Source organism: Alteromonas aestuariivivens, assembly GCF_003367475.1.
Lineage (GTDB): Bacteria > Pseudomonadota > Gammaproteobacteria > Enterobacterales > Alteromonadaceae > Alteromonas > Alteromonas aestuariivivens.
In genome coordinates, this window is the sequence record NZ_QRHA01000007.1 from 235,026 (window position 1) to 261,163 (window position 26,138).

16 protein-coding genes are annotated in these 26,138 nt (G+C 51.8%); 8 read left to right on the forward strand and 8 right to left on the reverse strand.

Going from position 1 to position 26,138, the window contains the following annotated elements; genetic code table 11:
- Positions 1 to 78: 78 nt before the first annotated feature.
- From DXV75_RS11415 to DXV75_RS11420, 3 genes are all read right to left on the reverse strand, one after another.
- Positions 79 to 4,581: an EAL domain-containing protein gene (locus tag DXV75_RS11415; protein WP_115593609.1), complete on the reverse strand. Its 4,503-nt coding sequence runs from the start codon at positions 4,579 to 4,581 to the stop codon at positions 79 to 81.
- A 189-nt stretch (positions 4,582 to 4,770) separates the two neighbouring features.
- Entirely contained in the window at positions 4,771 to 5,145 is a 375-nt protein-coding gene (locus tag DXV75_RS17225) for a hypothetical protein (protein ID WP_245953181.1), read from the reverse strand.
- Complete coding sequence (locus DXV75_RS11420; RefSeq protein ID WP_245953182.1) at positions 5,057 to 7,522, reverse strand: insulinase family protein; 2,466 nt, start codon at positions 7,520 to 7,522, stop codon at positions 5,057 to 5,059. Before DXV75_RS11420 ends, DXV75_RS17225 begins: the two co-directional genes overlap by 89 nt.
- 255 nt (positions 7,523 to 7,777) lie before the next feature.
- Between DXV75_RS11420 and sixA the strand changes: the two genes are divergently transcribed.
- Both sixA and DXV75_RS11430 read left to right on the forward strand, forming a co-directional pair.
- A complete protein-coding gene (gene sixA / locus DXV75_RS11425; protein ID WP_245953183.1) occupies positions 7,778 to 8,293 on the forward strand; it encodes a phosphohistidine phosphatase SixA in 516 nt (171 codons plus the stop codon).
- A gap of 133 nt (positions 8,294 to 8,426) precedes the next feature.
- Complete coding sequence (locus tag DXV75_RS11430) at positions 8,427 to 8,609, forward strand: hypothetical protein (RefSeq protein ID WP_115593541.1); 183 nt, start codon at positions 8,427 to 8,429, stop codon at positions 8,607 to 8,609.
- Between the two features lie 5 nt (positions 8,610 to 8,614).
- On the opposite strand, the gene DXV75_RS11435 is transcribed toward DXV75_RS11430, so the two are convergent.
- On the reverse strand, positions 8,615 to 9,904 hold the full coding sequence (locus tag DXV75_RS11435) for an HlyC/CorC family transporter (protein ID WP_115593542.1): 1,290 nt from the start codon (positions 9,902 to 9,904) through the stop codon (positions 8,615 to 8,617).
- 127 nt (positions 9,905 to 10,031) lie between these two features.
- On the reverse strand, positions 10,032 to 10,826 hold the full coding sequence (locus DXV75_RS11440) for a cytochrome C assembly family protein (protein WP_115593543.1): 795 nt from the start codon (positions 10,824 to 10,826) through the stop codon (positions 10,032 to 10,034).
- Positions 10,827 to 11,143: 317 nt separating this feature from the next.
- Here DXV75_RS11440 and ffh point away from each other — a divergent pair, with 317 nt between their 5' ends.
- The 5 genes from ffh (at position 11,144) to DXV75_RS11470 (ending at position 19,108) form a co-directional block, all read left to right on the forward strand.
- On the forward strand, positions 11,144 to 12,523 hold the full coding sequence (ffh, locus tag DXV75_RS11450) for a signal recognition particle protein (RefSeq protein ID WP_115593545.1): 1,380 nt from the start codon (positions 11,144 to 11,146) through the stop codon (positions 12,521 to 12,523).
- Between the two features lie 285 nt (positions 12,524 to 12,808).
- Positions 12,809 to 16,495: an ATP-binding protein gene (locus tag DXV75_RS11455; RefSeq protein WP_115593546.1), complete on the forward strand. Its 3,687-nt coding sequence runs from the start codon at positions 12,809 to 12,811 to the stop codon at positions 16,493 to 16,495.
- Positions 16,492 to 17,127, forward strand: a complete 636-nt coding sequence (locus DXV75_RS11460; protein ID WP_115593547.1) for a condensin complex protein MksE — start codon at positions 16,492 to 16,494, stop codon at positions 17,125 to 17,127. Before DXV75_RS11455 ends, DXV75_RS11460 begins: the two co-directional genes overlap by 4 nt.
- On the forward strand, positions 17,124 to 18,344 hold the full coding sequence (locus tag DXV75_RS11465) for a phosphoenolpyruvate carboxylase (protein WP_115593548.1): 1,221 nt from the start codon (positions 17,124 to 17,126) through the stop codon (positions 18,342 to 18,344). The genes DXV75_RS11460 and DXV75_RS11465 overlap by 4 nt, the downstream gene beginning before the upstream one ends.
- Before the next feature lie 353 nt (positions 18,345 to 18,697).
- Complete coding sequence (locus DXV75_RS11470) at positions 18,698 to 19,108, forward strand: tellurite resistance TerB family protein (protein ID WP_115593549.1); 411 nt, start codon at positions 18,698 to 18,700, stop codon at positions 19,106 to 19,108.
- An 87-nt stretch (positions 19,109 to 19,195) separates the two neighbouring features.
- Here the strand turns inward: DXV75_RS11470 and DXV75_RS11475 are convergent, their stop codons facing one another.
- The 3 genes from DXV75_RS11475 to DXV75_RS11485 form a co-directional block, all read right to left on the reverse strand.
- Positions 19,196 to 22,312, reverse strand: coding sequence for an efflux RND transporter permease subunit (locus DXV75_RS11475; protein WP_115593550.1), 3,117 nt, complete (start codon positions 22,310 to 22,312; stop codon positions 19,196 to 19,198).
- On the reverse strand, positions 22,305 to 23,336 hold the full coding sequence (locus DXV75_RS11480; protein WP_245953187.1) for an efflux RND transporter periplasmic adaptor subunit: 1,032 nt from the start codon (positions 23,334 to 23,336) through the stop codon (positions 22,305 to 22,307). The genes DXV75_RS11475 and DXV75_RS11480 overlap by 8 nt, the downstream gene beginning before the upstream one ends.
- 164 nt (positions 23,337 to 23,500) lie before the next feature.
- Positions 23,501 to 25,267, reverse strand: a complete 1,767-nt coding sequence (locus tag DXV75_RS11485; RefSeq protein ID WP_115593552.1) for an ABC transporter transmembrane domain-containing protein — start codon at positions 25,265 to 25,267, stop codon at positions 23,501 to 23,503.
- Between the two features lie 609 nt (positions 25,268 to 25,876).
- On the opposite strand from DXV75_RS11485, the gene rpsP reads away from it, so the two are divergent.
- Complete coding sequence (rpsP, locus tag DXV75_RS11490) at positions 25,877 to 26,128, forward strand: 30S ribosomal protein S16 (protein ID WP_115593553.1); 252 nt, start codon at positions 25,877 to 25,879, stop codon at positions 26,126 to 26,128.
- The last annotated feature ends 10 nt before the right edge of the window (positions 26,129 to 26,138 follow it).

A 26,138-nucleotide genomic window follows, 5' to 3' on the forward strand; every position in this document is an offset into this window, starting at 1 on the left:
GCGAATCTTGTGCCAAGATTTTTTATTGAGTTAAGGTGTTGTTTTTAAATGATTTTTTATTGGTGTGTCAAAAAGCTGTCACTGCGCGCTCTGGCCGATCAGGTCGTGAAGCTGTTGATTTTCCTTGAGTAATTTTTCAAAACGATCGGCACTTAGCGGGCGGCTGTACAGGTAACCCTGCAGCATCTCACAATCATAGCGACGCAGAATGGTCAGCTGACTTTCGTGCTCAACGCCTTCGGCCACGACTTTCAGCCCAAGGTTGTGGGCGATGTTGATGATGGCGGCACACATATGGCGGTCGACGCTGCTTTCAGCAATATCGTCAATGAACGCTTTGTCAATTTTGAGGGTATTGAGCGGGAAGCGTTTCAAATACGCCAGAGAGGAATAGCCGGTACCAAAGTCGTCCAGTGCCAGGTGAATGCCTCTTTCACGCAGGCGGTCCATCATGCTCAAACCCTGTTCAGGGTTGGCCATCAGGGTGCCTTCGGTAATTTCGCATTCCAGATGCAGTGGAGAAAGTCCTACTTCCTGCAGAACACGGTCAATGCGGTCGTCCAGATCAGGCAGCTCAAACTGTTTGGCAGACAGGTTCACGGCAACCCGGCCACTGAATATGCCCTGGCTGACCCAGCGTTTGGTGTCGGCACAGGCTTTACGGAGAACCTGCTCACCTATTTCAATAATCTGTCCGGTCTGCTCTGCAAGCGGTATGAACTGCCCTGGGCTGACGATCCCTTTTTGCGGATGCTCAAATCGCACCAGGGCTTCCATACTGACCAGTTTGCCGGTGGTAATATCTACTTTCGGCTGGTAATACACGCTGAACAGATCGTCCTTGATTCCCTGACGGATAAGGTTCTCGATTTGCAACTGACGAACAGCATTCTGGTTCATTTCACCGCTGAAAAACTGGTAACCATTACCGCCGTTGTTTTTGGCGAAGTACATGGCGGTGTCTGCGTTCTTGAGCATTTCCTGGGGCGAGTTGCCATCGTCCGGGTAGAAGGCAATACCCACACTGGCACCGAGCACGAACTCCTGCTTATTGATAATAAAGGGTCGTGAAAGGGTATCCAGAATGCTTTGAGCGTAGTGGGTAATAAAGTGAATGTCGGAGTTATCCTCGACCAGTATGCTGAACTCATCGCCGCCCAGACGGTAACAGGTTGCTTCTGTGCCGGTTATCCTCAGTAACCGCTTGGCTATTTGCTTGATCAGCACGTCGCCGGTCTGGTGGCCCAGTGAATCGTTAATTTTTTTGAAGTTATCCATGTCCAGGCACAGAAGTGCGTGTGGGACTGACTTACGAACCAGGTTCTGGTGACTGGCCTGGAAAAATGAACGGTTCGGTAGTTCCGTCAGAGGGTCGGTATTGGCCAGTTTCAGCAGTTCTTTTTCGGTGCTTTTACGCGACGTAATGTCAGAAAATACGCCTACAAAATGGCTGATTTTGCCATCTTCGTCATGGACAGCATCGATGTTCAGCTCAATTTCATAACGGTCGCCATTGACACGCACACTCTCGACTTCGCCGGACCAGTTACCCTTACCGCGCAGGGTCTTCTTGATTTCCTCGGTGAAAGCGTCAGGATACTGATGAAAATACATGTAGCTTGCCAGCGCCTGCTCACGGGTCTCACCGGTGTAGCGGCAATAAGCATTGTTCACCGAAATAAATTTAAAATTGGTGTCAGCAATAAACACCCCTTCGGAAATGTTTTCAATTGAGCGTTTAAACAGGTTGAGCTGTTCTTCTGCCTGCTTAAGGTGATGAATGTTCTTCAGTGTACCTGTCATCCGGATAGGCTGATTGTTGTGATCCCTTTGTACGACCTTGCCTCTGTCCAGGATCCAAATCCATTTGTTGGTAAAGGTCTTGGCGCGGTAGGCAAGTTCGAAGTAATCGCTTTTGTCTTCGAGGTGTTCCTGCAGGGCTTCCTGAACTCTGACGATGTCATTGGGGTGGATGTTGGCGTCGTAGGCGCTTTGGGTGCGAATGTTGTCCTGAGGGAAATCCAGTGTTCCCCAGGTATTCGAGCGGTAGACCCGGCCGCGATACACGTCCCAGTCCCACAACTCATCGCCACTGCTCCAAAGGGTCAGCTTGAGTCGCTCTTCCGATTCACGAATGGCAATTTGGGCCGCTTTGCGGGTTTGATACTGGCGCAGCACATAAATCAGTATGGATGCCAGGATAAGCGCATAGAAGGCCAGTGCAGAGGTGTACAACCAGGGTGGGCGGCCGACTCTGACTTCCAGTTTTTGAGGTTTAGACCAGGCTTTTCCGGGTTCTTTCGCTTGCAGTTCAAATTCGTAGCTGCCAAATTTCACATTGTTGAACTGGACCACACGGTCATTGCCCACCGGGATCCAGTTGTCTTCAAAGCCGGTAAGGCGGTAACGGTATTCAACGGTGTTGGCCATTCTGGGATTAACCAGCCCGTAGGATATGCTGAAGCGAGACTGGTCGTAATTGATGTCTACTCCTGATTTGGTTTGCAGGCGTATGGATTGGTTAGCCGTTTTGACATCGTTACTCTGGTAGTAGCCAAAAATTTCAAATTCGAACAATTGGGGCGCCCGGGTTTGCTCTGCGTTGTGTTCGCCAAGTGTCGAGCTTTCACGGGCCAGCACGTTGAAACCCTCATTTCCGGCAAAAATGATCCGGTCATCACGGGTTCTGAGCACTGCATCTTCGTTCAGGGAGTTGAATTGCATTTGTTCAAGGGAGATTTCTTCGGCAATTGTCAACTCAGACAAATCTACCCGGTGCAGACCCAGACTGTTGGCGTACCAAACCGAACCGTTCAGACCCACGGACGCTAAAATGAAACTACCGTCGACTGGACCCTGTTGTCTGGCGATCACTTTGAGATCGCGCTTGTCGATCTGCAGTACTCCGTCAGACAAGGTGGTAGCCCAGAAAAAATTTCGCCAGCTGTGCACCCTGATTGCCCTGGAGGTTAAGCCATCTTCCGTGCCAATTGTCTTGACGATTTTGCTCTGGCTTTCATCGTAAATACTTAGCTCACCCGATTCATCAGTCAACCACAAGCGGTTTTGTGCGTCTTTGAAAATGGGCACTGGAGCATTATTTTTGGGAAGTTCCGGGTGGTGCTGGAACAACTGGTTTGTAGTTCCGTCTTTGAGATAAGGCAAAATCTGATTGGTGCGAATGGAAATCACACCTTCAGACGGTGACCATGTCCAAATCTGCTGACCATCGAAAAATACCGATGCGACATATTGGCCTTCGAACAGGGTAGTAAGATGGCGAATTTCGTCGTCCTCCAATTCGTACACCTGCAAACCGTTTGAAGACGCAAGCCAGAAACGTCCATAGGCGTCTATCTCCAAATCCCAAAAGGACGTGCCAATGTTGGTCAGATAATAATCCAGGGTACCCAGTTCAATGTTGAATTTACCAATGCCTTCGTGCTGGGTGGCAAACCATACATTTCCCTGCTCATCTTCGGACAAACCCCAAACGCTGTTGCCGTCTTCCCGCTTCTGGAATTCCCGTTTATTGCTGAACAGGCGGCCGCTGCTGATATCCGGATGATATTTAAAGGCCCCGGCGAGTGCACCTATCCAAAGCCCACCGGTACTGTCCTGGTATATTTTGAGCAGGAACTTCTGTGTCAGGCCGGTGAGGGCACTGGTATCCACTCCGGCGGTAACAAAGTGTCGCGACTTTTTGTCGTAAATGGAAAGGCCGTTTATGGTAGTCAGCCATACAGAATCATCGCGGGGCAGTATTGAAGTTACCCGGTTAGAAGCCAGCGCTGAATGTGACTCCTGGTTGATCACTTCCAGCGTTTCACCGCTGTTGGCGACGCGGAAAACGCCCCTGTCAGTGGCCAGCCAGTATTCGCCATCTACCACTTTGACGTCGAAAATCGTTGTGGCATCAATATTAAAACTCCAGGGGTTGACCTTGCTCAGTGAATACAGCCGTTGTTCTTTCTTGCTGTAGATAAAGACACCGTGCTGATAGGTGCCTATCCAGATGCGTGATGCTTCGTCGCGGATGACTTTGATATCGTCAGGAAAGTCCACCTTGCTATCAAGAAGTGACAGAGTCTCGGTGTTCGGGTCCATCACATACAGGTTGGATTTGTCCGCCACGATAAGCTGATTGTCGCTGCTTTGGCTAATCGCCCAAATGTCATTGGACTTCAGGGCTGAGTGCTGCTTGGTAAAAACTTTAAAATTGTCGGTTTGCGGCTGGTATCTGGCAAGGCCGTCGAGTGTGCCAACCCACAGTGTTCCATTGTGATCTACAAACAGCGAGCGAATATAGCCTGAGGGAATGGAATTGGGGTCTACATCGGAAGGGTGGTACTGCCGGGTGCTGTAACCGGAATAGCGGTTGAGGCCGTTTACAGAGGCAAACCACATGTAACCGTTGGCGTCTTCAACGATGTCGACAATAGTGAGGTCGGAAAGCCCGTCTCGTTGATTCAGTTCGGTGAAGTAGATGTCAACCAGCGACACAGCGTGGCTTACCGCACTTAAACAGCAAGCAAAAATGGTCAACAAACACAGTACAGAATGTTTAAGGGTTGAACGCACCAACACACCTTCGGCCACCGGGCCTTATAATTTTTATGACAAACTAAGTGAGGTTATCGGCTGAATCCGTTCAAACCGTAGGCCCAATATGCCCAAATCGGATCCGCTCTACAAGGTTTTTTTCTGGATTAACAAGGTATTGGAACAAATGATAGGCAACTGTGAAGCCCACAATCGCTCAAGTGACACTCAATCAAAGTACTCTGTACCCATTTTAAACCCGGCGATGTCCGACAATGTGTGCTCTTCAGGAGTATCCATGGGGCCAAACTTGCCTGGCGCATACAACACCAATTCACCAAACAACTCCCGGTTTGCCAGCTGTTCTCCGAATGCCTGAATGTCCTCGAACGTCAGTTTGCCAATGCAGTCTGCAAGCTGTTCATTGCGGTTAAACGTGAGGTCCTGTGTGCCCAGGCTGACCCACAGGCGCTGGGACTTCATCGACAGCGACAAATCCCTCTCCTGCAACTGTTTAAGCAGGTTTTGCTGAATATTTGTCCAGTAAAAACGGTAAAAATCCAGTTCCTGAAGATGCTGACTGAGAAACGAAGTAATCTGCATTCAGCAGTTCTGTCGCTGAAGTAGTGGGGCTTTGCACGTAAAAGGTGACGCCCGGATGCTGGTTGTGGGGCACAAAACCGGTCCCGACTACGTAACCTAACTGCTTTTCGGTGCGCAGCACGTTAAAAAAGGGCGCGGCCAGAATCTGGTCAAGCACCATGCACAGTGCCGTGTCCTGTAGTGTACTGCCCGGGGCCTGCAGATAAAATACCACTGCGGCGTCGTCATGTTCACAAGTGACTTCGTGAAACAGCCGCACTCCTGCTGGCAGTCTGGTGACCGAGCGGGACAGTGGGGCGCCGGTCGCATTCCGGCAGGTTGTGTTGAGCGTTCGTGCGAACTGGATGGCTTCTTCGCTGGACCAGTTTCCGTGCATGAAGGCTTCCACAAAGTAGCGACCAAACGCCTGCTTTCTGAGGGTTTGGACGGTATCCAGACTGCAGTCCTGAACTGCTTTGAGTAATTCGACCGGTGCCTGGGTATTGCGTTGAATCAAAACACTTAAACGCGAAAACAGCCGGTTCGTAGGCTTATTCATCAGCGAATTGTGCAGGCCTTGGGCCTGAATGCCCTTCAGACGCTCAAAATTTTCCTCGCCGGGTTCAAAGGTCAGAATTGAGTGCAACAGTTGCATTGCCAGTGTGGTTTGTTGATTGGAGAAGCCCCGTGTGTGCAGTGTAAAGCCTGCCTGGTGGCCATAAATACGGTAATGCAGTCCGGCAATGTCCGCCCGATAGTACTTTTCCTGCAGATGGTCATTGAGTGCTGCCAGCCAGATCCGCTTAGCAGCGGTTGCCTGCAGGCCAACAGAGAATGCCTCTGTGTCGAAGGAAATGTAGATGTCGCCTTTAGGGCTGTGAAACTGATGATCCTGGGCAAACCAGGTACGCAGGCCCCGGCTGCTGTCAATCAGTTTGGGTTGGTCGAAGCCACGCTCAGGCAGGGTCAGATGATAGTCGTCACTCAGATACGGGTTCGGCGGAGGCAGTGACAGAGCAGTAATCGGTTCCGGAGTCGCCAGTGCCTCCAGCATTTCTGCGGGGAGGGGGGCTACCTGATAGTGCGCATCATAATATCTGCACTTTCTGTCTGTAGGCAGGTTCGGTGCGATGGTTTTGACCCGAATGTTCTGCGGAACAAAGTAACTCAGGGCTCTTTCTATGCTGTGCAGGTCATAATCTTCGACAGTGGCGTGCAGCAGCGGGATTTCCTCAAATGAATAGGAAAACAGATGCTGCGCGTATTCGCAGGCTGCAGAAAGTGGTTTGGGATTATCGTCAAATTCTGTGGCCAGCATCGCCAGACGGGCCTTCTCCTGGTAACGCCAGGGCTCCAGTACTCCAACCTTGATGATATCAATGTAAGCGAACAGAGCATTGAGGATCTCAAAACGACGGTTCAGACCAGTGGGAGTTAACTGAAAGCTGACATTGAAGTCTTTGAAATCATCTCCTTCGATACCACTTCCGGCGATCAGATTGGTTACCCAGTTGCAGGATTTCAGATAGGCCAGCAGGCTTCCTTCGCCCTCATCGCCGAGCAAATGGCTCAGATAATTGAGCGGCTTGGTGCGGTAGTCATTATGGAGGCCGGGAAGGGCGAAAGTGACAATCATCCTCCGGGCGGTTTGCAGTGGCACTATGTTGATTTGTATGCCCAGTTGCTCTGGCAAATACAGTGCAGGCCATTCGGCAGCCGCTTGTGCTCCGGCCCTGAGCATATTGAATGACTGGGCGACCAACTCTTTGATGCGCGAAGGGGCAAACGGAGTTGCAATGCATAGCGCCATGTTGCGCCCACAATAATACTGGCTGTGAAATGATTGAAGACGCTGGTGAAGCTCGTCCATTGTATGACTGTTGAATATCTCACCGCTGCCGACCGAAAACTTACTGAAGGGGTGCTCTGGGTTGCAGGTTTCCTTGTGGATCTGGTATAGGCGACGCAGATCGTCTTTGAGTTTAAACTGAAACTCGGCATCAATGGACTGGATTTCTTTTCGTATAGCTGCTTTGTCCATTAGCGGGGTACGCAACATATCGGCAAATGCCGGTAAAAGCTTTGTCAGGGCATCGCTTTGACAGTCGAAATGGTAGTTTGCATATTCGGTTCCGGTCCACGCATTGATGGTGCCGCCACATTGCTCTACCAGTGTGTTTATGCTGTTGGGTTTGGGCAGATGTCGACTGCCCAGAAACATAGCGTGCTCCAGCAGATGGGACAGCCCCTGGCAGTCTTCCGGGTCGTAGAAATGACCGGCCTTGACTGACATGGAAACGTAACAGGTCTGCCAGCTACGCTGTTGGCAAACCATCACTCTCAGCCCGTTTGGAAGGGTAAAAAACAGCGATTTGTCGAGATTCAGAGATGTTGTCAAAATGCTCTCATATTATTTTGTTTTTACTGCATTTTTAAATTTTTCGCCTGCCTTATAACCTCTTTTTCATTTCAGGCCGTAAACAGTTGTTCGGGGTGAAACAAACTGTATGTGAGCAAGACAGTACAGCAACATTTTGCTCGCCCCTGCTACCACTATAGTATGAGGTAGCATGAAAAAGGTACTTTACTACTAGGAGATGCGATTCCCGTCTGATAAGGTTAGCGGGTAGTAACTCATCTTATGCGTAATAATATGTCAGGTCAAAGTAGCAAAGACGGCATTTTACTTTTCATTATGCGCCACGGCGAAGCCGAACCCCTGTGCCAGGATGATAAAGGACGCCAGCTGACAGAAGTTGGAAGAGGTCAGGTAGCCCGTGCGGCTTACTGGCTGCAACGACAGTTTTTACCTGAAAAACAGATAGATCTGGTTCTGGTAAGTCCCTACCGCCGAACCCGGCAAACTTTCGATACGATCTCTGCAGTTATCTCAGCCAGGCATATGGAAATTTGTCAGGATATTACTCCGAACGGCCACGCCGATTGGGTGCACGATTATCTGGATGCCCGTTTACAGCAGCCTGAAAAAGATGGCATGCCGCTTACAAGCCTGATGGTTGTCAGTCATATGCCGCTGGTCAGTTATCTGGTTGACAGCCTTTGCCAGTCACACACCACCAGTTTGTTTTCTACCGCGTCAATTGCAGTGGTGAACTACTGGCCGGAACAGCATAAAGGGCAGTTGCTCTACCACTATCAAGGGGATTGAGTTTCCGGCCCACTAATTGGATTGTCAGATTTTTGACATCGTCCCTTCAGAACTTTGTGAATCGTCCGATATAGTTTTCAAGTGCAATTTTTTGAAATTCATAACGATTAATCATCGGGGCATACGGCAAACAATGACCACCAAGTCACTTCCGGAATTACTGCAGCGCTCGCTTCAAAGCCACATTGAAGAAGCGGATCTGCATGCTGACGAAGAAACCCGGCAAATTCTGGATAAACTCAGCGTATTGTCTGCTAAGGTTGCAGAAGCCAAAGCCAAAGCCCTGGCTCGCAGAGCCGCCGGTAAAAATCGCTGAGCGGATTATTCCTGGCTTATATCGTGAGCGGGCAGGTAGTATTCGGGAAGAATGCGAACCGTCTTTATCATATTTTCACTGATATCGACAATTTCAATCGGGTAGCCTGCTAACCTGACACTGACTTTGTGTTCAGGGATTTCCTCGAGATATTCCAGAATCAGGCCGTTGAGCGTTTTGGGCCCTTCTATGGGCAGTTTCCAGTCCATTTCCTTGTTTAAATCACGAATGTTGGCGCTGCCGTCAACCAGTACGCTGCCATCCTGCTGGATGTGCACCTCTTTACTGTGGTCGGGCACCATGCTGGTGGTGAAGTCGCCAATAATTTCTTCGAGAATGTCTTCGAGCGTTACCAGCCCCTGAATATCACCGTATTCGTCTACTACCAGGGCGATTCGCTCCTTTTCGATTTGAAAACGGTACATCAGAGTATGTAACGGGGTAGATTCCGGGGTGAAGTAAATTTCTCTTACCGCCCGCAACAAACTGGATTTGGTGAACTGGTCTTTCGCCAGCAACCTCAGGGCATCTCGTAAATGCACAAAACCAACCGCGTCGTCGATACTGTCACGATAGAGCAATACCCGCGTATGCTGGGCAAGAGTCAGTTGTTTCTGAATGACCTTCCATTCGTCGTTGATGTCAATGGCAACGATATCTGCCCTTGGGACCATAATGTCCTCGGCAGTTACATTTTCAAGGTCCAGTATGCTCACCAGCATGTCCTGGTGTTTTTTGGGGATCATCGAGCCGGCTTCATAAACCACGGTGCGAAGTTCTTCCCTGCTGAGTGCATCGTCTCCGCTGCCGATTGGGTTGATTCGTAGCAGTGCCAGTATGCCGTTGGTAATGCCGTTAACAAAATACACAAACGGATAAAGCACGGTTAACAGCGGCAGTAGAATAAATGAGCTTGGGAAAGCGATTTTTTCCGGGTACAGGGCTGCCAGGGTTTTTGGCGTAACTTCGGCAAACACCAGCACCACCATGGTCAGGCTGAATGTAGCAATTGCAATGCCCACGTCGCCGTACAGACGCATACCGATAATGGTGGCGATGGAAGAGGCTGCGATGTTGACCAGATTGTTCCCAATCAGAATAAGACCGATGAGACGGTCTGGCCGATCAAGCAATTTCTGAACCCGATTGGCTGCACGGTTTCCCTCATTTTGCAGATGCTTGAGGCGATATCGATTTATCGACATCATCCCGGTTTCGGAACTGGAAAAATATGCGGAAAGTAGAATAAGCACGAACAGTACAATAAACAGCGTGCCAGTAGATATGTCGTCCAACTATAGGGCCCTTAAACCATCAGACTCACCAATGTAGTAATTCGGGTAGCGGGTTTCAAGAGGAAAGTGCGGATAAATCACCGGAATAGTTATATTTATCCGCTCCGGAGTGTTTCGGTGGAGGTTATCAGCCTAAAATGTATTCACGCACAAAGCGGCTCCCGAAGTACGCCAGGGTGAGTAGCAGGACGCCGATTACGGTAAGTGCAATCACCTGCCTGCCCCGCCAGCCCCATATTTTCTGACCAGTCAGCAGGATGACATACACAACCATCGCCAGCAGTGAGAGTACTGTTTTGTGGGCGTATTGGCGGTTAAACATGTCGTCAAGAAAAACGAAACCACTGATCAGCGAGACTGCCAGCAATACGGTTCCTGCAAGCAGTAATTTAAACAGAATGCCCTCAACCAGAGTGAGTGGAGGTAACGAGGAGTGCAGCAAGGCTGCCCCCTTTTGTTTGAGCCGATAAGTAATAAAAGACATTTGCAGTGCGTATAAAAAGGCAATAACCAGCGTGCCGTAAGCAAACAGTGATAATGTAATGTGTACTACCAGGCCAGGATGCATTTCAATGTGCACAATGTGGGATGCCGGAATCAACAGCGAAGCGAGCAGCGCAAGCGCAGCAAACCCGAATACGACCGGCAACAGAATAATGTTGGGCAGTATGCTTGCACTCACTAACATTGATACCGTGATCAGCCATGAAACCAGAGACAGTACGTTGGTCAGGCTCATGTTTTGCCCGGGCGCAAGCATAATCACGTCTCCCAGGAACAGGATGTGTGCTGCGGCACCGAAAGCGGCGAGGGAAACCGCCAACACTTTATTTGGCCCCCGGGTGTGAAAAAACCGACCCATTAACAGGCAGGCCGCTAGGATGTACAGGGCCGCTCCGGCAACTGCAAAAATGGTACTCATTGACTGTCCTGTGATTGGTAAGGCGACGAAAAATCGCAGCGGGTATTGTTAGCTAAACTGACGCGTAAATTCAACCTTCTCAATCGGATTTGATGGTTTGGGTTTACGCAATTTTTGATAACCTGCCCTGGCATTGGCTACAGTGCCGGGTGTTCCGCTGAGGACGGCAGCGTAGTATGGGGCCAAACCCGTTATTCCAGTCATCCCGGGGAGGGCTGAAAATTTATCTTGCACAGATTTATAAAGGCGGTACGTTCCGTGCTGCTTTTTGGTTATAATGGCTGCATTTACGCCCATCGAAAAAGTGTTGATTCAATATGTTTGAGAATTTATCTGAACGCCTCGGCCAGACGTTACGCAACGTTAGTGGGCGCGGGCGACTGACCGAAGACAACATCAAAGAGACTTTGCGGGAAGTCCGCATGGCATTGCTGGAGGCGGATGTTGCCCTGCCTGTTGTCAAAGATTTTGTTGCCCAGGTCAAGGAACGCGCCGTTGGAACGGAAGTTTCGAAAAGCTTAAAACCGGGTCAGGTTTTCATCAAGATAGTGCAGTCTGAACTTGAGTCTGTGATGGGACAGGCCAACGAAAAACTGAATCTTGCCACCCAGCCCCCTGCGGTTGTGCTGATGGCGGGTTTGCAGGGGGCCGGTAAAACCACCAGTGTGGGTAAACTGGCCAAGTACCTGACAGAGCGTGAAAAGAAAAAAGTCATGGTGGTGAGTGCCGACGTTTATCGGCCGGCGGCCATCAAACAGCTGGAAACCCTGGCAGAGGAAGTAGGGGTTGAGTTTTATCCATCCACCATTCTGCAAAAACCGGTGGACATTGTTGAAGGTGCCATTGAACAGGCACGCAAGCAGTTTTTTGATGTGTTGCTGGTGGATACTGCGGGTCGCCTGCACGTCGACAGCGACATGATGGATGAAATCAAGGCGTTGCATCAGGCCGTCAAACCGATAGAAACCCTGTTTGTGGTTGATGCGATGACCGGTCAGGATGCAGCCAATACTGCCAAAGCCTTTAACGACGCACTGCCGCTCACCGGGGTCGTTCTGACCAAGGCAGACGGTGACGCCCGCGGCGGGGCCGCTTTGTCGGTACGCCACATCACCGGTAAACCCATCAAGTTCATCGGTATGGGTGAAAAAGTTGATGCACTTGAACCTTTCCATCCGGAGCGAATAGCGTCACGCATTCTGGGCATGGGGGATGTGCTCAGCCTGATCGAGGAAGTGGAACGCAAGGTTGATAAGGAAAAAGCCCAAAAGCTGGCCAAAAAAGTTCAGAAAGGCAAAGGCTTCGACCTGCAGGATTTCAAAGAGCAACTCGAGCAAATGCGCAACATGGGCGGCATGATGGGGATGCTCGACAAACTTCCCGGCATGGGCGGTATGAGTGACAAAATCAAAGAGCAGGCCAACGACAAGCAGTTCACGCAAATGGAAGCCATTATCAATTCCATGACACCAGGCGAGCGTGAACGCCCGGATATCATCAAGGGTTCGCGCAAACGTCGGATTGCCGCGGGTTCAGGTACCCAGATCCAGGACGTCAACCGTCTGCTCAAGCAATTTACCCAGATGCAGAAAATGATGAAGAAGATGTCCGGTGGCGGCATGAAAAAAATGATGCGCCAGATGAAGGGAATGATGCCACCGGGTGGCGGTATGGGAGGCATGTTCCCGCCCCGCTAGTTCGTGAGAGGGCTCCCAGTGAGCCCATACTCGCCCTGGGTTGCCTGATTCAATCTGCCCGACAGGGCGCGCAGGCTAATTAATGTCCATTCAACGGGAATGATACCCACCTCAGCTGCTCCCAGGCTGTGCAAAGCGTTGGTTTCGTACTAAACTGCCCGGTCTGCAAAGCCTTGGGTGGTGGGCGTCTTCGTGTATTTTAGGCTTTCGGGCCCATTCAGCCACCTTAAAGAAAAAGCGGGCAGGCAGCCCCTGCACAGAAGTAATTAGCATTACAGGATTAATATGGCCGGCTTAAAACGTATAATACTGATCGATACCCATTTACCCGGGGTAGTGGAACTGAAACTCGATGGCCACACCAACATCTGTGGCACTAACGCCTCGGGGAAAACCACCCTTCAGCGCTTGATCCCGGTTTTCTACGGTGAATATCCCAGTCGCGTTGTGCCGGCAACCCGTGACAGCTTTGAGCGCTGGTATCTGCCCCGCACTTCCAGTTTTATCATTTATGAATACACCCGCGCCGAAGGGGATCTGTGTCAGGCAGTTCTGAGTTCCAACGGCACCGGTGTGAATTACCGTTTTATTGGCAAGCCGTTTGATATTGACGACTATCTGTTTAGGCAGAAAAACGGTAAACACAGCAGTATAGGCAGTGCTGAATTGGCGCGCGCCATGAAGCGTAATAATGTGTTGGTAACCAGCCTGCTGAATACTAAAGATTTCCGCGCGATTCTGCAAAACGATCACGGTGTTCTGAACCAGAGCAGCAACGCCAGGGAACTGCTCGGTTACGCCAAAATATTCAGTTTGTGCCAACCCAATCTGCACGTTCGGCATATTGAAAAACTGGCCAAGGCCGTGCACTCCAAAGAAGGCAAGATGGAAACCATCAAGGCCATGATTGCTGCCATTCTGGAGGAAGATGGTGTGCAGCCACCGACGTCCAATCTTAGCCGGAACCGGGTAGATGACTGGTTAAAAGAGTGTCAGCTGATCAAGCAATTCGACAAAATACGCCCCGAGTTTGCCAAACTGGAGCAGGCCGATATGGCGTTGAATACTGCCGAGTCGCAGCTCAGTGGTGTGAAGCAATACTTTGAGCTGGATAAGACCCATCTGGCCGCCCGGGTTGAAAGTACCAAAAACGCGCTGGATGAAAATCAGTTTCAGCGCAAACACAACGACAGCCAGTGGTCGGAAAGCCGTGATGGGCTGAACCAGGTGGTGTCGTCGTGCCGTGCGGATGTGGAAAAGTACACCAGTGAACTGGATGCGGTGGAGGACGAGTTTCAGGCCTGGCAGGAGCAGAACATTGAGCAGCTCAAAGAAGACGTGGCCAACCTGCCACAATGGCAAAATGAACTTGAACTGGTGTCCAGTCGCTACGCGCTGTTAACCGAAAAGCACCAGGACATTGAATCAGCTTACAACCGCCGTGTGGCGGAATTGGGTGATAAACTCAGCCTGACTCTGGAGCAGCTCTCTGCCGCACGTCAGGAAGCCGCCGACAAACGCAGTGAGCAGCAGCAAAAAGAGCGCGACGCGCTGCAACGGATCCGCGACGATTATTCCTCTCAGATGCAGCAGTTAAATCAGCAGCATCAGGAGCAACTTAGTAGCCTTAAAGTCGCCGAAGCCGAATTCAAAGCGGCGCTAAACAACGCTGGCTACAATGAATTCGAACAGTCACAGCTTGAACTGCTGGATGCTGCCATCAAAGAGGCGAGCATCAACGAAGATGCCGCGCGCAGCGAATATCGCCAGGCACAGCAGGCGCACCAGAAGGTTCTGCACCAGCGCAACGACGCTTCACAAAATCTTGACAAGGCTCGTCTGGCGTTTCAGCGAGAAGAGAAAAACGTCGAAAAAATCCGCGCTTTGCTTTACCCCGGTGAAGGCTCTTTGCTCGAGTTTCTGCGAGGCAATCTTGATAACTGGGAACAGTCGCTGGGGAAGGTTATCCGCCCTGAACTGCTTGAGCGCTGCGATCTGGCGCCTAAACTGGCCGGTGATAAGGCCGGATTGCTGGGGGTGGAACTGGCGCTGGAGGCCTTGGACACCCCAGAGTATGCGCAGACCGAACAGGCCCTGAAACAACAGTTGGCAGACGCAGAAGGCCAGCAGCAGAAAGCGCTGGAATTGCAAAATGAATGTGAAGCAGCACTGGCCAAAGCGAATGAAGAAGTGCGCAACGCCGAACTGGCCATGACCCAGAAAGACAACAGCGTGCGTAGCGCAGAATCTACCCGCAAACGCGCTCAGCAGGACAGGGATGCAGTTCTGAGTGAATATCAGCAGGCTTTGTCGGCGCGTAAGCAAAAAGCCAAGAGCAAACTGGAAGCCAACGGGCAGGCACAAAAGCAGCGTCTGGCCCAGTATGAACTGGCCCGTGACGAACTCAGGGATCAGCAGCGCGAAGCGGAAACCGAACACCGTTTTCACTGGCAGCAACTGATCGCAGACACCGATGCCCGGATTGGCCAGCTTGACAGCGATATGAAGAAAGCCCGCGAGTCGGCTGCCAGAGATCGTAAGGAAACCGAGTTGTGGTTGCAGAACGAACTCAACCAGCGCGGTGTGGATGTGGACGAAATAGGCCAGTTAAAAAAGCGTGTTAAAGCGCTCAAAGAAGACATCTACCGTACCGAATCCCAGCGCCACAAGGTTGCAGACTATGAGCGCTGGTATCTGACCGTGTTCACCGGCCATAAAATGACCTGGCAGACCGGCCTGGCCAAAGCCCGCAAGGAATTGGCGGAAGCTGAGCGCAGCCTGGCGAGCAAACAAAGTGAATACCGTGATCTGCGGGAGCAGCTCAAGGAGCAGCAGGTAAGTCTGGAAGCCACGCTTAAAACAGCTGTCGAGCAGCTGGAACAGGTGGACGCATTACGCCGCTCCCTTGCCAAACTGAATTTACACAGTGCCGAAATTTCCGCAGACGTGAAGCACGACGACGTTAGCATTGCACAACGTCTGTCCCAGGCCCAAAGCCTGATGCAGGAGCGTGAAGAGTTGTTAAGCGACGTGCGTAATTACGTAGAGCGGTTTGACCAGCTGATTGCAGCCCAGGCCGGCACGGGGCTCAGCGACACCTGGGAGCGGGCCCGTGAAGAATGCGCGGTGATCAACGCTCATGGGGTGAAAGGCATCGACCATCGCCGAATGGTTAGCCACCTTGCGCAGTTGCTGAATGTGATTGTGCCGCAAAAACTGCAGGGGCTGAAAGAACAGGGCCGCATATTTGGTGCCGACCTCAGCCAGTACTACTTCGTTCTGGCTGACATCGACAAGCGTATTGTCAGCCAGAGCCGCCGCATCACCAAAGAGGTGGACGGCGAATTGTTCCTCGACGGGGTATCCGATTCGGCGGTAAAAATCCGTTCACGCATCAGCGAACTGGAATTCTGGCCGGAGCTGGAGCAGTTCCGTGACTACTATCAGCGCTGGATGGATGAGGGAGCCAATGAACTACCGGAAGAGGAATATGGCCAGAGTATGCGCCGGGTTCTCGACATTCTGGGCCGTGCCGCTCTGACTGGCGGCATAAGTAAGCTGCTCGACATCGAACTGCATCTGCGCGAGGGCAACAGCGATTTGGTGATCCGCACGGACCGCCAGCTCAATGAGTCGTCCAGCCATGGTATGGCCTACCTGATCCTGTGCAAGTTCCTGCTGGCCTTTACCCGCTTGCTGCGCGGTGAAGCGGATGCCACCATTCACTGGCCCATCGATGAATTGGGTACCCTGCACCAAAGCAACGTGAAAAAAATCTTCGACGCCTGTCAGAACAACAATATCAGTGTAGTTGGCGCATTCCCGAACCCGGAATCGGATGTCCTGACCCTGTTTGAAAACCGCTATCTGATCGACAAGGTCAGCCGCCAGTTACAGGTGGTTGAACCCAAAGTCAGCACCATTGCGCAACGTATCCAGGCCCGACGTGAACAACAGGAGGTATCAGCATGATGACCGAACAAGGCCGCATTCTCGGCAGTCTTTTGCAGGGCCAGTTTATTTGTCAGGTCAGCGATGAAGAAGGCTGGCGCCACCTGAAAAGCCGCGACAATGCCCAGAAACTGGAACCCCATCTGAACATGCTTAACCGCACACTGGCTGCTACTGCCGATGGCGAGGTATTTTTTGCAGCGTACCTGACCCTGGGTGACGAAGAAAGAAAGGTGCTTACCCAGCAATTCCAGGAAACCGCCAGTAGCCTGGTGCCGCTGGTCGAATGGCTGTTACTGGTGCAACAGGCCAGTGAGTCGGATTTGCCGGTTACCATGGGCAACGCCATTCGCCTTAATGAGCTGCAAAGCGTGATTGAAGACACGCCGGCGTATGCAGAACAACTGGAAAAAATTTCCCGTTATCGGCTGTTTGGCTCAACCAGTGTTAATCTGGATGGTCAGATCAAACAGGTGTTCAAGCGTTTGACCGATTTAGGCTATCTGCTTAAACCTAACCCGGAAAAGCAGATTTATCTGGTGACCGGCAAGGTTGAACATCTGTACGAGATGATCAAATTTATTGATGAAACGGAATCCCTTTCATTGTCTGAACAGGCCGAAGCCGCTATACAGCAAGGCAGCCTGCTATGAGTCAGGTGCTGATCCAGGCCGGTGCCCGGCTGCTCAACGCTCTGGGGCGGCACAGTGAACTGATCATGCACGCTTACGTGAACGGCTCAGTGGTTGAGCGCGATCACAGTCCCAAGGTACTCGAACAACTGGTGCAACTGGGTGTACTATGGCGCCCGGATCCGCAAAGTGCGCTGCGCCTGAAAAGTGCAGTTAGAACCCTGCTCGAAGGCAGTCTGCAGGATGAGCGCAATCGTACCATCAACGCGAATATTGGCGCCTCTCTGGCCAGTCTCAAAACTCTGGCCGAGCATTACAAGGAAGCATTGCATTACAACCGGTTTAACGAAGCTCATGCGTACATGACCGATTTGACCGAACATGTATATCAGCTGACCGAATCACTGGGCAACAGCGTCCGGGTGTTGTTCAGCCGTATTAACAACGAGTTTGGTTATGTGTCTTCGGTGGAAGCCAAAATTCGTGAAAATGAACTGGCCCAGGGGCAGGTATCCGATTTGCTCAACCAACTGGAATGTTTCCGCTTTGATGAGCTAAGCAGCATTGCGGGCAGCAACCGAGAACTGCGCCATCTGCTGGTGGTTTCGCTGCAGCAAAGCTTCTCCCGTGCGGCGCAGGAGCTTTCTGTGGTGCAGGCACGACTGCTCGATTTGCTCGGCCGGTTCCGGGAATTCCAGGGGCGCACCCGCTTGCTCAAAGGATATTTGCTGCATATGGAACAGCAACCGGACTTTACCCCAGGCAATTATCCCAGCCTGAGTCAGGTGCCGCTGCTGTTCAATCAGGCCAGTCGCCTGCTTGGTAACGCCAGTGCCGACCTGAACCAGGTAGGACATGAAGCGGATTACCAGACCATAGTAGCCGGTCTGACTAACGTTCATCGGCGTAAGGCGCAAACTGCTGAAAATCATGCCAGCAAAGAAATTGAGGTCACTGAGCAGACATCAGTGGCGTTGTCCAAAGACCCGTTGCAGCTTGCGGTTGATGACTACTTTTGTGAGGTTATTGATAACGGTCAGCCCATGTCGGCACTCGAGTATTACGCCCGCGAAGATCTGGATTTCGACCCGGAGGTATGGATATATCAGGTGATTGGTGGTTATCAGTCACTGGCAGATGCTGACAAGCAGTATTTTGCCCTCGATGCCAACGGCCAGCCAGATCCCATATACAGTGGCAATTTTTACATCAGTGATGTAACGCTGGGGCTGCGCTAGCCTATCCTCTTGAGGCAACAGGCCTGTGTGCAGCCAAATCGCTCAGCAGGCCTTGTTCATCCTGCACCGTAACAGGTATTTGGTTTCTGCCTACCCGTTATTCAATTTGGCTGAATTGTGGCCGACTGATCGCGTATCTTGCACCAATTGAACCGATTTAACTTGTCATTTCAACAATTGAACTTATAGTTAACATTCTCGCAACAACTTGAGGCGATAATAAACGTCTTAACTTTGTAATACGCGTGTCACGCGCAATGCGTATTCTCCCGTGACATTTTTCATTGGTCAGAGCAGGGCAGCAGACCAGGTGTTGATGTGCTGGGCGTACAGCACACTTAAGGAGGCAAGAAATGCAGTTATCAAGCGAACAGGCCTTTAACCAGGCACTCATCAAACTTTCCGTTCTTCTTTATCAGGTTGATGGCAAGGTCACTCTGTCGGAACAGGAGTATATTGACGACGTCATTGAACATCTAAACTGGCAAAGCCCGATTTGCCAGAGTGCATTCCTGAATGATGCGATTTACCGGACCCGTCAGGCACTCGATACCGGAGAAGCCAAGGACTTCATCCGATCATTGCAGCAGGATCTTCTGTTTGACGCTGGTAAGGCACTGGAAGTGGCCATGGCGATTACTGGTGTGGATGGCGAACGCAGTGAGTCGGAAACCGAGTTGCTATCCCTTTTAACGCACAAAATTCTGGCTAAAGGTCTGGTCCGGCCGGTTCAGACAGCGGATGTGCCGAGCGTGATGAATTGATCCACTTACTTCTATGCTCAATATGCTGCTGAAAGGCAGATGAAAAAATCCCCCTTTTCAGGGGGATTTTTTATCCGCTAACTTGGCCTAAAGTTGTTGCTGCTGTGCGTCAGCGAGCTCATTTTCCAGCCGCTGGCTTTCGTCAGCCCTGGGCTTGGTAAATCGGGCCAGCGCCAGGTACAACACCGGTGTCAGATAAAGGGTGAACAGCACGGCTATCCCTAACCCACCAAAGACAACCCAGCCTATTGCATTACGAGCTTCAGAGCCGGCTCCGGATGAAAGGATAAGTGGCAAACAGCCAAAGATGGTTGAAACCAGGGTCATCATGATTGGGCGCAAACGTACTTTTCCGGCTTCGACTATGGCGTCGTAGACGCTGTAACCCCGATCTCGAAGCTGGTCTGCAAACTCAATCAGCAGAATGGCGTTTTTCGCCAGCAGCCCAATCAGCATCACCAAACCTATTTGTGAGTATACGTTAATGGTAGTGTCAGTCAGATACAGTGCGTAGATGGCTGCCCCAATTCCAAAGGGCACGGTTAGCATGACCACGACGGCGCTGTTAATACTTTCAAACTGTGCAGCCAGAACAAGCAGCACTATCAAAAAGGCCAGCAGATAGGTCATGGCAACCTGTCTTGAGGTTTCTTCATAGGTTTGTGCCTCACCCAGGAATACCAGCCCGATACCGTCCGGTAGGGTTTGCTGGCCCAGCGTACGGATTTTTTCCACAACTTCTTCGATGGGCATGTCCTCCGGCAGCTCGAGGCTGACCTCGATGGCACGACGCTGTGCCTGGCGCTCAAGTTCAGCCGCTACGCCTTCTTCGGTGATGTACGCCACGCTCGACATCGGCACCAGGGTACCTTTATTGGATTTGACATACAGATTGGTGAGTTCGGCCGGGTTGATGCGATTGCGGCTGTCGGTCTGCAAAATAATCGGCACGGCCTGGTCGCCAACATTGAGATCGGCCAGATCGTTGCCATTGACGGCAGCCCGAAGGGTACTGGAAATGTCGTTCAATGGTACGCCCAGCTCTTCTGCCCGACGCCGGTCAATGTTGATCCGCATTTGTGGCTGGGTTGGCTCATAGCCGATTCGGGGGGAGCCAACCTCCGGCATGTCAGTTTCAAGGCGCGCAGCAAAGTCTACCGCAGCCTGATAGATTCGTTCGTAGGTATCACCGGTCAGGGCAACCTGAAGGCCGCCACCCTGGCCCCTGAGATTGAGGCTGTTGCCGCCAAAGGCATTCCCGGGGGCTCCGGGAATGGATTGCAGGCTGGGGCGTATCTCCCGGACTACATCCTGCAAAGATTTATCCCGTTCATCCCAGTGTTTAAGTGGGGCGGTGATAAACACAATGTTCGGATCCCATCGGCCAACCACGGTATAAATCGAATCGACGGTTCCGTTTTCCACATAGGGCAGCAGTAACTCTTCCATTTTCTCAGCCTGCCGGTCCATAAAGTTCAGCCCTGCACCGTCCGGGCCCCGGGCGAAAATGCGCACGGTTCCCCGATCTTCTGTCGGCATCAGCTCGTTGTTGATGGTCTTGGCGGTCATCCAGGCGCCCACACCCGATAACAGGCTGAACAGAACGATGAGCCAGGCGTACTTCAGGGACCAGGCCAGAGAACGCTGGTAAAACTGCAGGCTGACATGGCCTACGCAGCCTAATGTTTTGTCGAACCACGAGGGGGCGCCCTGGTTAATGCTTTTTACTGGCAGGCGGGCTGTCAGCGCGGGTACCAGCGACAAGGCTACAAACGAAGAAATGATAACCGCACCAGCAAGTACACCACCAAATTCTCGGAACAAACGGCCAGCGGTGGATGGCAAAAAGGCAATGGGAATAAACACAGAAGCCAGTACTGCAGTGGTCGCGATAACGGCAAAGAACACTTCCCGTGAACCTATTACGGCGGCTGCACGGGCACCCAGGCCCATACTTCTTCGGCGCTGGATGTTTTCCGACACCACAATTGCGTCGTCAACGATCATACCGGTGGCCAATACCAGGGCCAGCAATGTGAGTATGTTGATGGAAAAACCCAGGGCCCACATAATACCCAGTGCTCCGGCAAGCGATACCGGAATGGACAGGGCGGGAACAATTGTGGAACGCCAGGACCCGATGAATACCAGCAGTGTTACAACCACCAGTACGATGGTCAGGCTTAGCGAGGAAACCACTTCCTGCACTGAATCACGGATGAATTCGGCATCGTCAGAGGTAACAACAATGTCCAGATTCGGGAACCGATTGTTGAGGTCTTCCACCATTTTTAGAATTTCGTCAGAAATTTCAATGGTATTGGAACTGGCCTGGCGGATAATGCCAAGCCCAACTACCGGTGTGCCATCCAGCCTTACAATACTGCGGGCATCCGCGGGTCCAAAATAGACGCTCGCTACGTCGCCGACCCGAACGTCACCTTCGAGTACGATTTGCGCCACGTCTTCTGCCGATACCGAAGTGGCGTCGGCACGCACAATCAAGGATTGATCCTGGGACTGAATTGAGCCTGCTGGTACGTCAAAAGGAGCCTGACGAAGCGCTGCGGCCACATCGGTCATCGACAGGCCAAAACTGGTGAGCCGCAAAGGGTCCACTGATACTCTCAGTACCCGCTGCCGGCCACCGTCCAAACCCACATCTGCCACCCCGGGAATACTCAGAAACAGCGGCGCAAGATCGGTTTCGACCATTTCCGTCAGTGATTCCAGATCGAGAGATGAACTCGACACCGCCAGGCTGACTATGGCCTGGGCGTCGTTATCGGCTCGGATGATAGACAGACGTTCGACATCCTCGGGTAGTTGACGTTGCACCCGGCTCACGGATTCCCGGGTTTCGTTGGCAGCGTCTTCCAGGTTCACGCCTGGGCGAAATTGCACACGCACTCTGGCGCTGCCTTCTTCGCTCTGGGCTGAAATGGTTTTGACCCCGCTCACCCTGGCCACTGCGCCTTCAAGGCGGCTGGTGATTTCAGCATCGATGGTTTCGGGTGAGCCTCCCGGGTAACTTGCCGTAACCGTAATGGTGGGTGTGTCCACATCCGGTAATTCCCGAACTTCCAATCCAAACAAGGAAGCAATCCCGGCAATGGCAATGAGCAAGTTCAGTACGACAATTAGTACCGGGCGACGAATTGACAATGAAGGCAGATCATTGTGCTGGTGGGCGAGATTACTCATTGCCCACACCCCTTGCCAATTCAGTGGTGATCTGCTGACCGTTGCGCAGGCGCTGAATGCCCTCAGCGATAAGCATATCGGATTCTCCGAGGTCTCCGGTGACCAGTATGGTGCCGCGCAAACGCTGGTGCACTTTTACTTCCACCCGCTTGGCTTTGCCGTCGACCGCCTTCCAAAGGTAAGCGCCGGTAGCTCCCCACAATAATGAAGATTCGGGGATGGCGGCAAACCTGTCTCCGTCCATTGACAGATTGACTCTGAAGCTCATGCCCGGGCGGTAACGGTCGTGGCTGTTGTCCAGCACAGCCCGGGCCCGCAATGTGCGATCGGTTTCATTGATGCGGGAATCTACCTGAGCGATTTCGGCATTAATTGGGTTATTTCTGTCGGTCCAGGGCAGGAGTTCCACTTGCGGCGCTGAAAGAAGTACATTAAGTGATGCCTCCGGAGCGCGGAAGTTGATATACAGCTTACTGCGGTCGTCCAGGCTGGTAACCGCGGTTTGAGGCGTGATGCGGTCACCCACTTCAACGTCGGTGAGGCCAACCACGCCGCTGAACGGAGCAATTACACGGCGATCGTCCAGGTTGGCCTGCGCCTCGTCAACGGCCACTTTAGCCAAATCCCTGTCGGTTTGTGCAATATCAAGTTCACTTTGTGGAACAGCGCCCTGCGCCCGGCTTTCCCTCAGGCGTTTCAGGGTGCGTTCGGCATCTTCGAGTTGCAGCCTGGCGCGGTTTAATGCAATCCGCTGACGGCGATCATCAAGTCTTAAAAGCAATTTTCCTTTTTCGACAAACTGACCGGGAACGAAGTTCACTTCAAGAACTTCATCGGATACGGCCGGGTAAAGAATAATTGAACGCACTGCTTCGGCGGTGCCGACGGCTTCCACATTTTTACGCTCATACTGAAACTTGACCGGTTCGAGGACAACCAGCTTGGCCTGGGTATCACCGTAAAACTGGGCCTGGGAGAGGCCGCTGAAGATACTTAGAAACACGCAGGCGACGTAAGCCCTCATTCCCCGGGAGGTTGTAGTAATCATTTGACTTCCATAGTAAAAATGCATTCTCTGCCACCGCTTGTTGCGCCTGTGAATGTTCAGGTCTGATTGAGGCCGGTGGCAATGACAAGATTGATTATTGGTGTAATGTTTTTTGCATACGATATAGCATCATATGGGGCCTAGCTCAGCAACTGCAGCTCGGCGTATTCGCGGTACAGTGCGTCGCTTTTCATCAATTCTTCGTGGCGGCCTGTTGCCACGACGTTTCCATCCTTCATTACCACAATCCTGTTGGCATCTTTTACTGTCGCCAGACGGTGTGCGATCACTATGGTGGTGCGGCCCTGCATCAGGGTATTCAACGCATGTTGAACCATTTTTTCGCTAATGGCATCCAGTGCACTGGTGGCTTCATCCAGCAACAGCACCGGGCGGTCGGCCAGAATAGCTCTTGCAATGGCAATACGTTGTCGCTGACCGCCGGACAGTTTTACACCCCGTTCGCCTAACTGGGTGTAATAGCCTTCACTAAGCTGGTCAATGAATTCGTGGGCGAATGCACTTTTTGCCGCATGGAAAACATCAGCATCACTGGCGCCAGGCTTTCCATAGCGAATATTTTCCAGAACCGAATCGGCGAACACAACCGGCTCCTGAGTAACAATGGCTATTTGGCTTCTCAGCGCGCAAAGGGTTAAATCTCTTACTGCTGTGTCACCGATGCGGATAGTACCGTTCTGCACATCGTAGAAGCGCATGAGTAACTGAAATAAGGTGGATTTCCCAGCTCCACTGGCTCCCACCAGAGCGACTTTTTCACCACTTTGAATGGACAGGGAAAAATGCCGGAACAGCGGTGAGGAACCTGGATAGCCAAAGGTAATATTGTCAAACTGAATGGCTGGTGGGGCGGAGATGTCATTCAGATGGGCGAGTGTTCCTGGGACGATCCCTGGCTCGCTGGCAAGCAGTTCCAGTAACCGTTCACTGGCACCGACGCCTCGCTGAATGTCACCTATCACTTCACTGATGGTGGCCACCGAACCGCCAGCCATCACTGCATAGAACAGGAACGCAGACAGTTCACCGATGGTCATGGACTGATGGAACACATTGCGGGCGCCTATCCAGGCAATAACAGTAATCGCAGACAAGCTGAGTAACATAATGCAGCCTATTAGCAGCGCCCGGTAATGAATGCGTCGCCTGGCCGCCTGCATGGCGAGTTCCACCCGCTGGTTGAAGCGCTGATATTCATGAGGCTCTGCGCTAAAAGCCTGAACGGTGACAATTTCATGCAGGCTTTGGTCAATGTGTGCCCCCAGATCGGCAATTTTGTCCTGACTCAGTTTTGCATAGTGGCGCACCTGGGGAGCCAGAATGCGTATGGGAATCAATACCGCGGGTACCGCTAACAAAACGCTGGCGGTCAGCAACGGGCTGGTAATCAGCATCAGTATCATGGCTCCGGTGAATGTGAGGGCGGAACGAACGGCCATGGAAAGACTCATGCCGACCACGGTTTGAAGGACGGTGGTATCGCTGGTAAAGCGGGATATAACTTCTCCGGTGCGCAACTCGGCAAAGAAGGACGGCGGCAGGGTAAGTAAATGATGGAAAACCTGGTTACGAATGTCTGCGCTTACCCGCTCGCCCAGCCAGGTCATCAGATAAAAGCGACAGTAGGTTGCCAGGCTGGCTATGCAACAGATTACCAGAACCAACAATACGGCCTGGTTGAGTACTTCCATGTTGTCTGCCACGAAGCCTCTATCAATGGCAAAACGTATGCCTTGGCCCAGTGCCAGCCATGCACCGGATGCGACCAGTAAGGCTGCAATAGCAGCAGCTACCCGCTTGCGATAAGGTGAGAGCAGGTTGCCTAGCCAACTGAGCACCTGGCGGGTGCGGATTCTGGCTGTATTAGGGGTTGAGGGTATTGGCATATCAGCTTGTAATTGTTGGTCAGTTGCACGTACATCAGCGCTATAGAATGTGACCTGTGTCGGGTGAAAAATCAACCAGCAGGGATTAATGCTTTAAGTTGCCGGTGCTATAGTGGATTGTGCGGCGGTAGCACCGAGCGACTTTCACTGATCTTTGCTCGGGCCTGTTGATCTTTGTTGTTCAATTTTGCAGCAAATTGTCGTGCATTTATGCAAGGCAGAGGCTGTGAAGTGTAGTCATCTACATGAACAGTCACTAACGCAGCTGAAAAGCGCGACAAGTGCTGCCCTTAGGGTTCACTCTGAGTGCTTCCATGACTGCGTTGTTCGTCATTTACTTGGCTGACTACGCTTCATGGCTTTCGCCTTGCCCTGAAAGCACTCAGAGAGAACAAATTTCGAACAGCAAAGATCAACAGGCCCTACCGTAGCGCATACCCTCAAAGGTTTTATCAGCAAACGGCCAGCCACTGCTGGTTTTTCAGTCATTGTTCCTTGCAATTACATGCTAAATACGTATAATTCTGCGGCCTTCTTACTGGTGCTGAATGTTTAAGCATCATAGGGAAGGTAAGTTAACGGTAACGCTACAACGAGTTTGAGGCACTTATGGTTACTATTCGTTTACAGCGTGGTGGCGCGAAAAAGCGTCCATTTTATCAAGTAGTGGTGGCTGACAGCCGTCGCGCCCGGAACGGTCGTTTCATTGAAAACGTCGGTTTCTTCAACCCAACTGCACAAGGTCAGGCTGAACGTCTGCGTTTGGACCTGGAACGTGTTGAATACTGGGTTGGCGTTGGCGCGAGCTTGTCAGAGCGCGTAACTAGCTTGGTTAAAGAAGCAAAAAAAGCTGCAGCTTAATGTTGCGGAC

Bases quoted from the DNA above. Each gene is read 5' to 3' on its own strand.
- DXV75_RS17225 (WP_245953181.1), bottom strand. From the start codon at position 5,145: ATGCAGATTACTTCGTTTCTCAGTCAGCATCTTCAGGAACTGGATTTT.
- sixA (WP_245953183.1), top strand. From the start codon at position 7,778: ATGTCAGGTCAAAGTAGCAAAGACGGCATTTTACTTTTCATTATGCGC.
- DXV75_RS11430 (WP_115593541.1), top strand. From the start codon at position 8,427: ATGACCACCAAGTCACTTCCGGAATTACTGCAGCGCTCGCTTCAAAGC.
- DXV75_RS11440 (WP_115593543.1), bottom strand. From the start codon at position 10,826: ATGAGTACCATTTTTGCAGTTGCCGGAGCGGCCCTGTACATCCTAGCG.
- ffh (WP_115593545.1), top strand. From the start codon at position 11,144: ATGTTTGAGAATTTATCTGAACGCCTCGGCCAGACGTTACGCAACGTT.
- DXV75_RS11455 (WP_115593546.1), top strand. From the start codon at position 12,809: ATGGCCGGCTTAAAACGTATAATACTGATCGATACCCATTTACCCGGG.
- DXV75_RS11460 (WP_115593547.1), top strand. From the start codon at position 16,492: ATGATGACCGAACAAGGCCGCATTCTCGGCAGTCTTTTGCAGGGCCAG.
- DXV75_RS11465 (WP_115593548.1), top strand. From the start codon at position 17,124: ATGAGTCAGGTGCTGATCCAGGCCGGTGCCCGGCTGCTCAACGCTCTG.
- DXV75_RS11470 (WP_115593549.1), top strand. From the start codon at position 18,698: ATGCAGTTATCAAGCGAACAGGCCTTTAACCAGGCACTCATCAAACTT.
- DXV75_RS11475 (WP_115593550.1), bottom strand. From the start codon at position 22,312: ATGAGTAATCTCGCCCACCAGCACAATGATCTGCCTTCATTGTCAATT.
- DXV75_RS11480 (WP_245953187.1), bottom strand. From the start codon at position 23,336: ATGAGGGCTTACGTCGCCTGCGTGTTTCTAAGTATCTTCAGCGGCCTC.
- DXV75_RS11485 (WP_115593552.1), bottom strand. From the start codon at position 25,267: ATGCCAATACCCTCAACCCCTAATACAGCCAGAATCCGCACCCGCCAG.
- rpsP (WP_115593553.1), top strand. From the start codon at position 25,877: ATGGTTACTATTCGTTTACAGCGTGGTGGCGCGAAAAAGCGTCCATTT.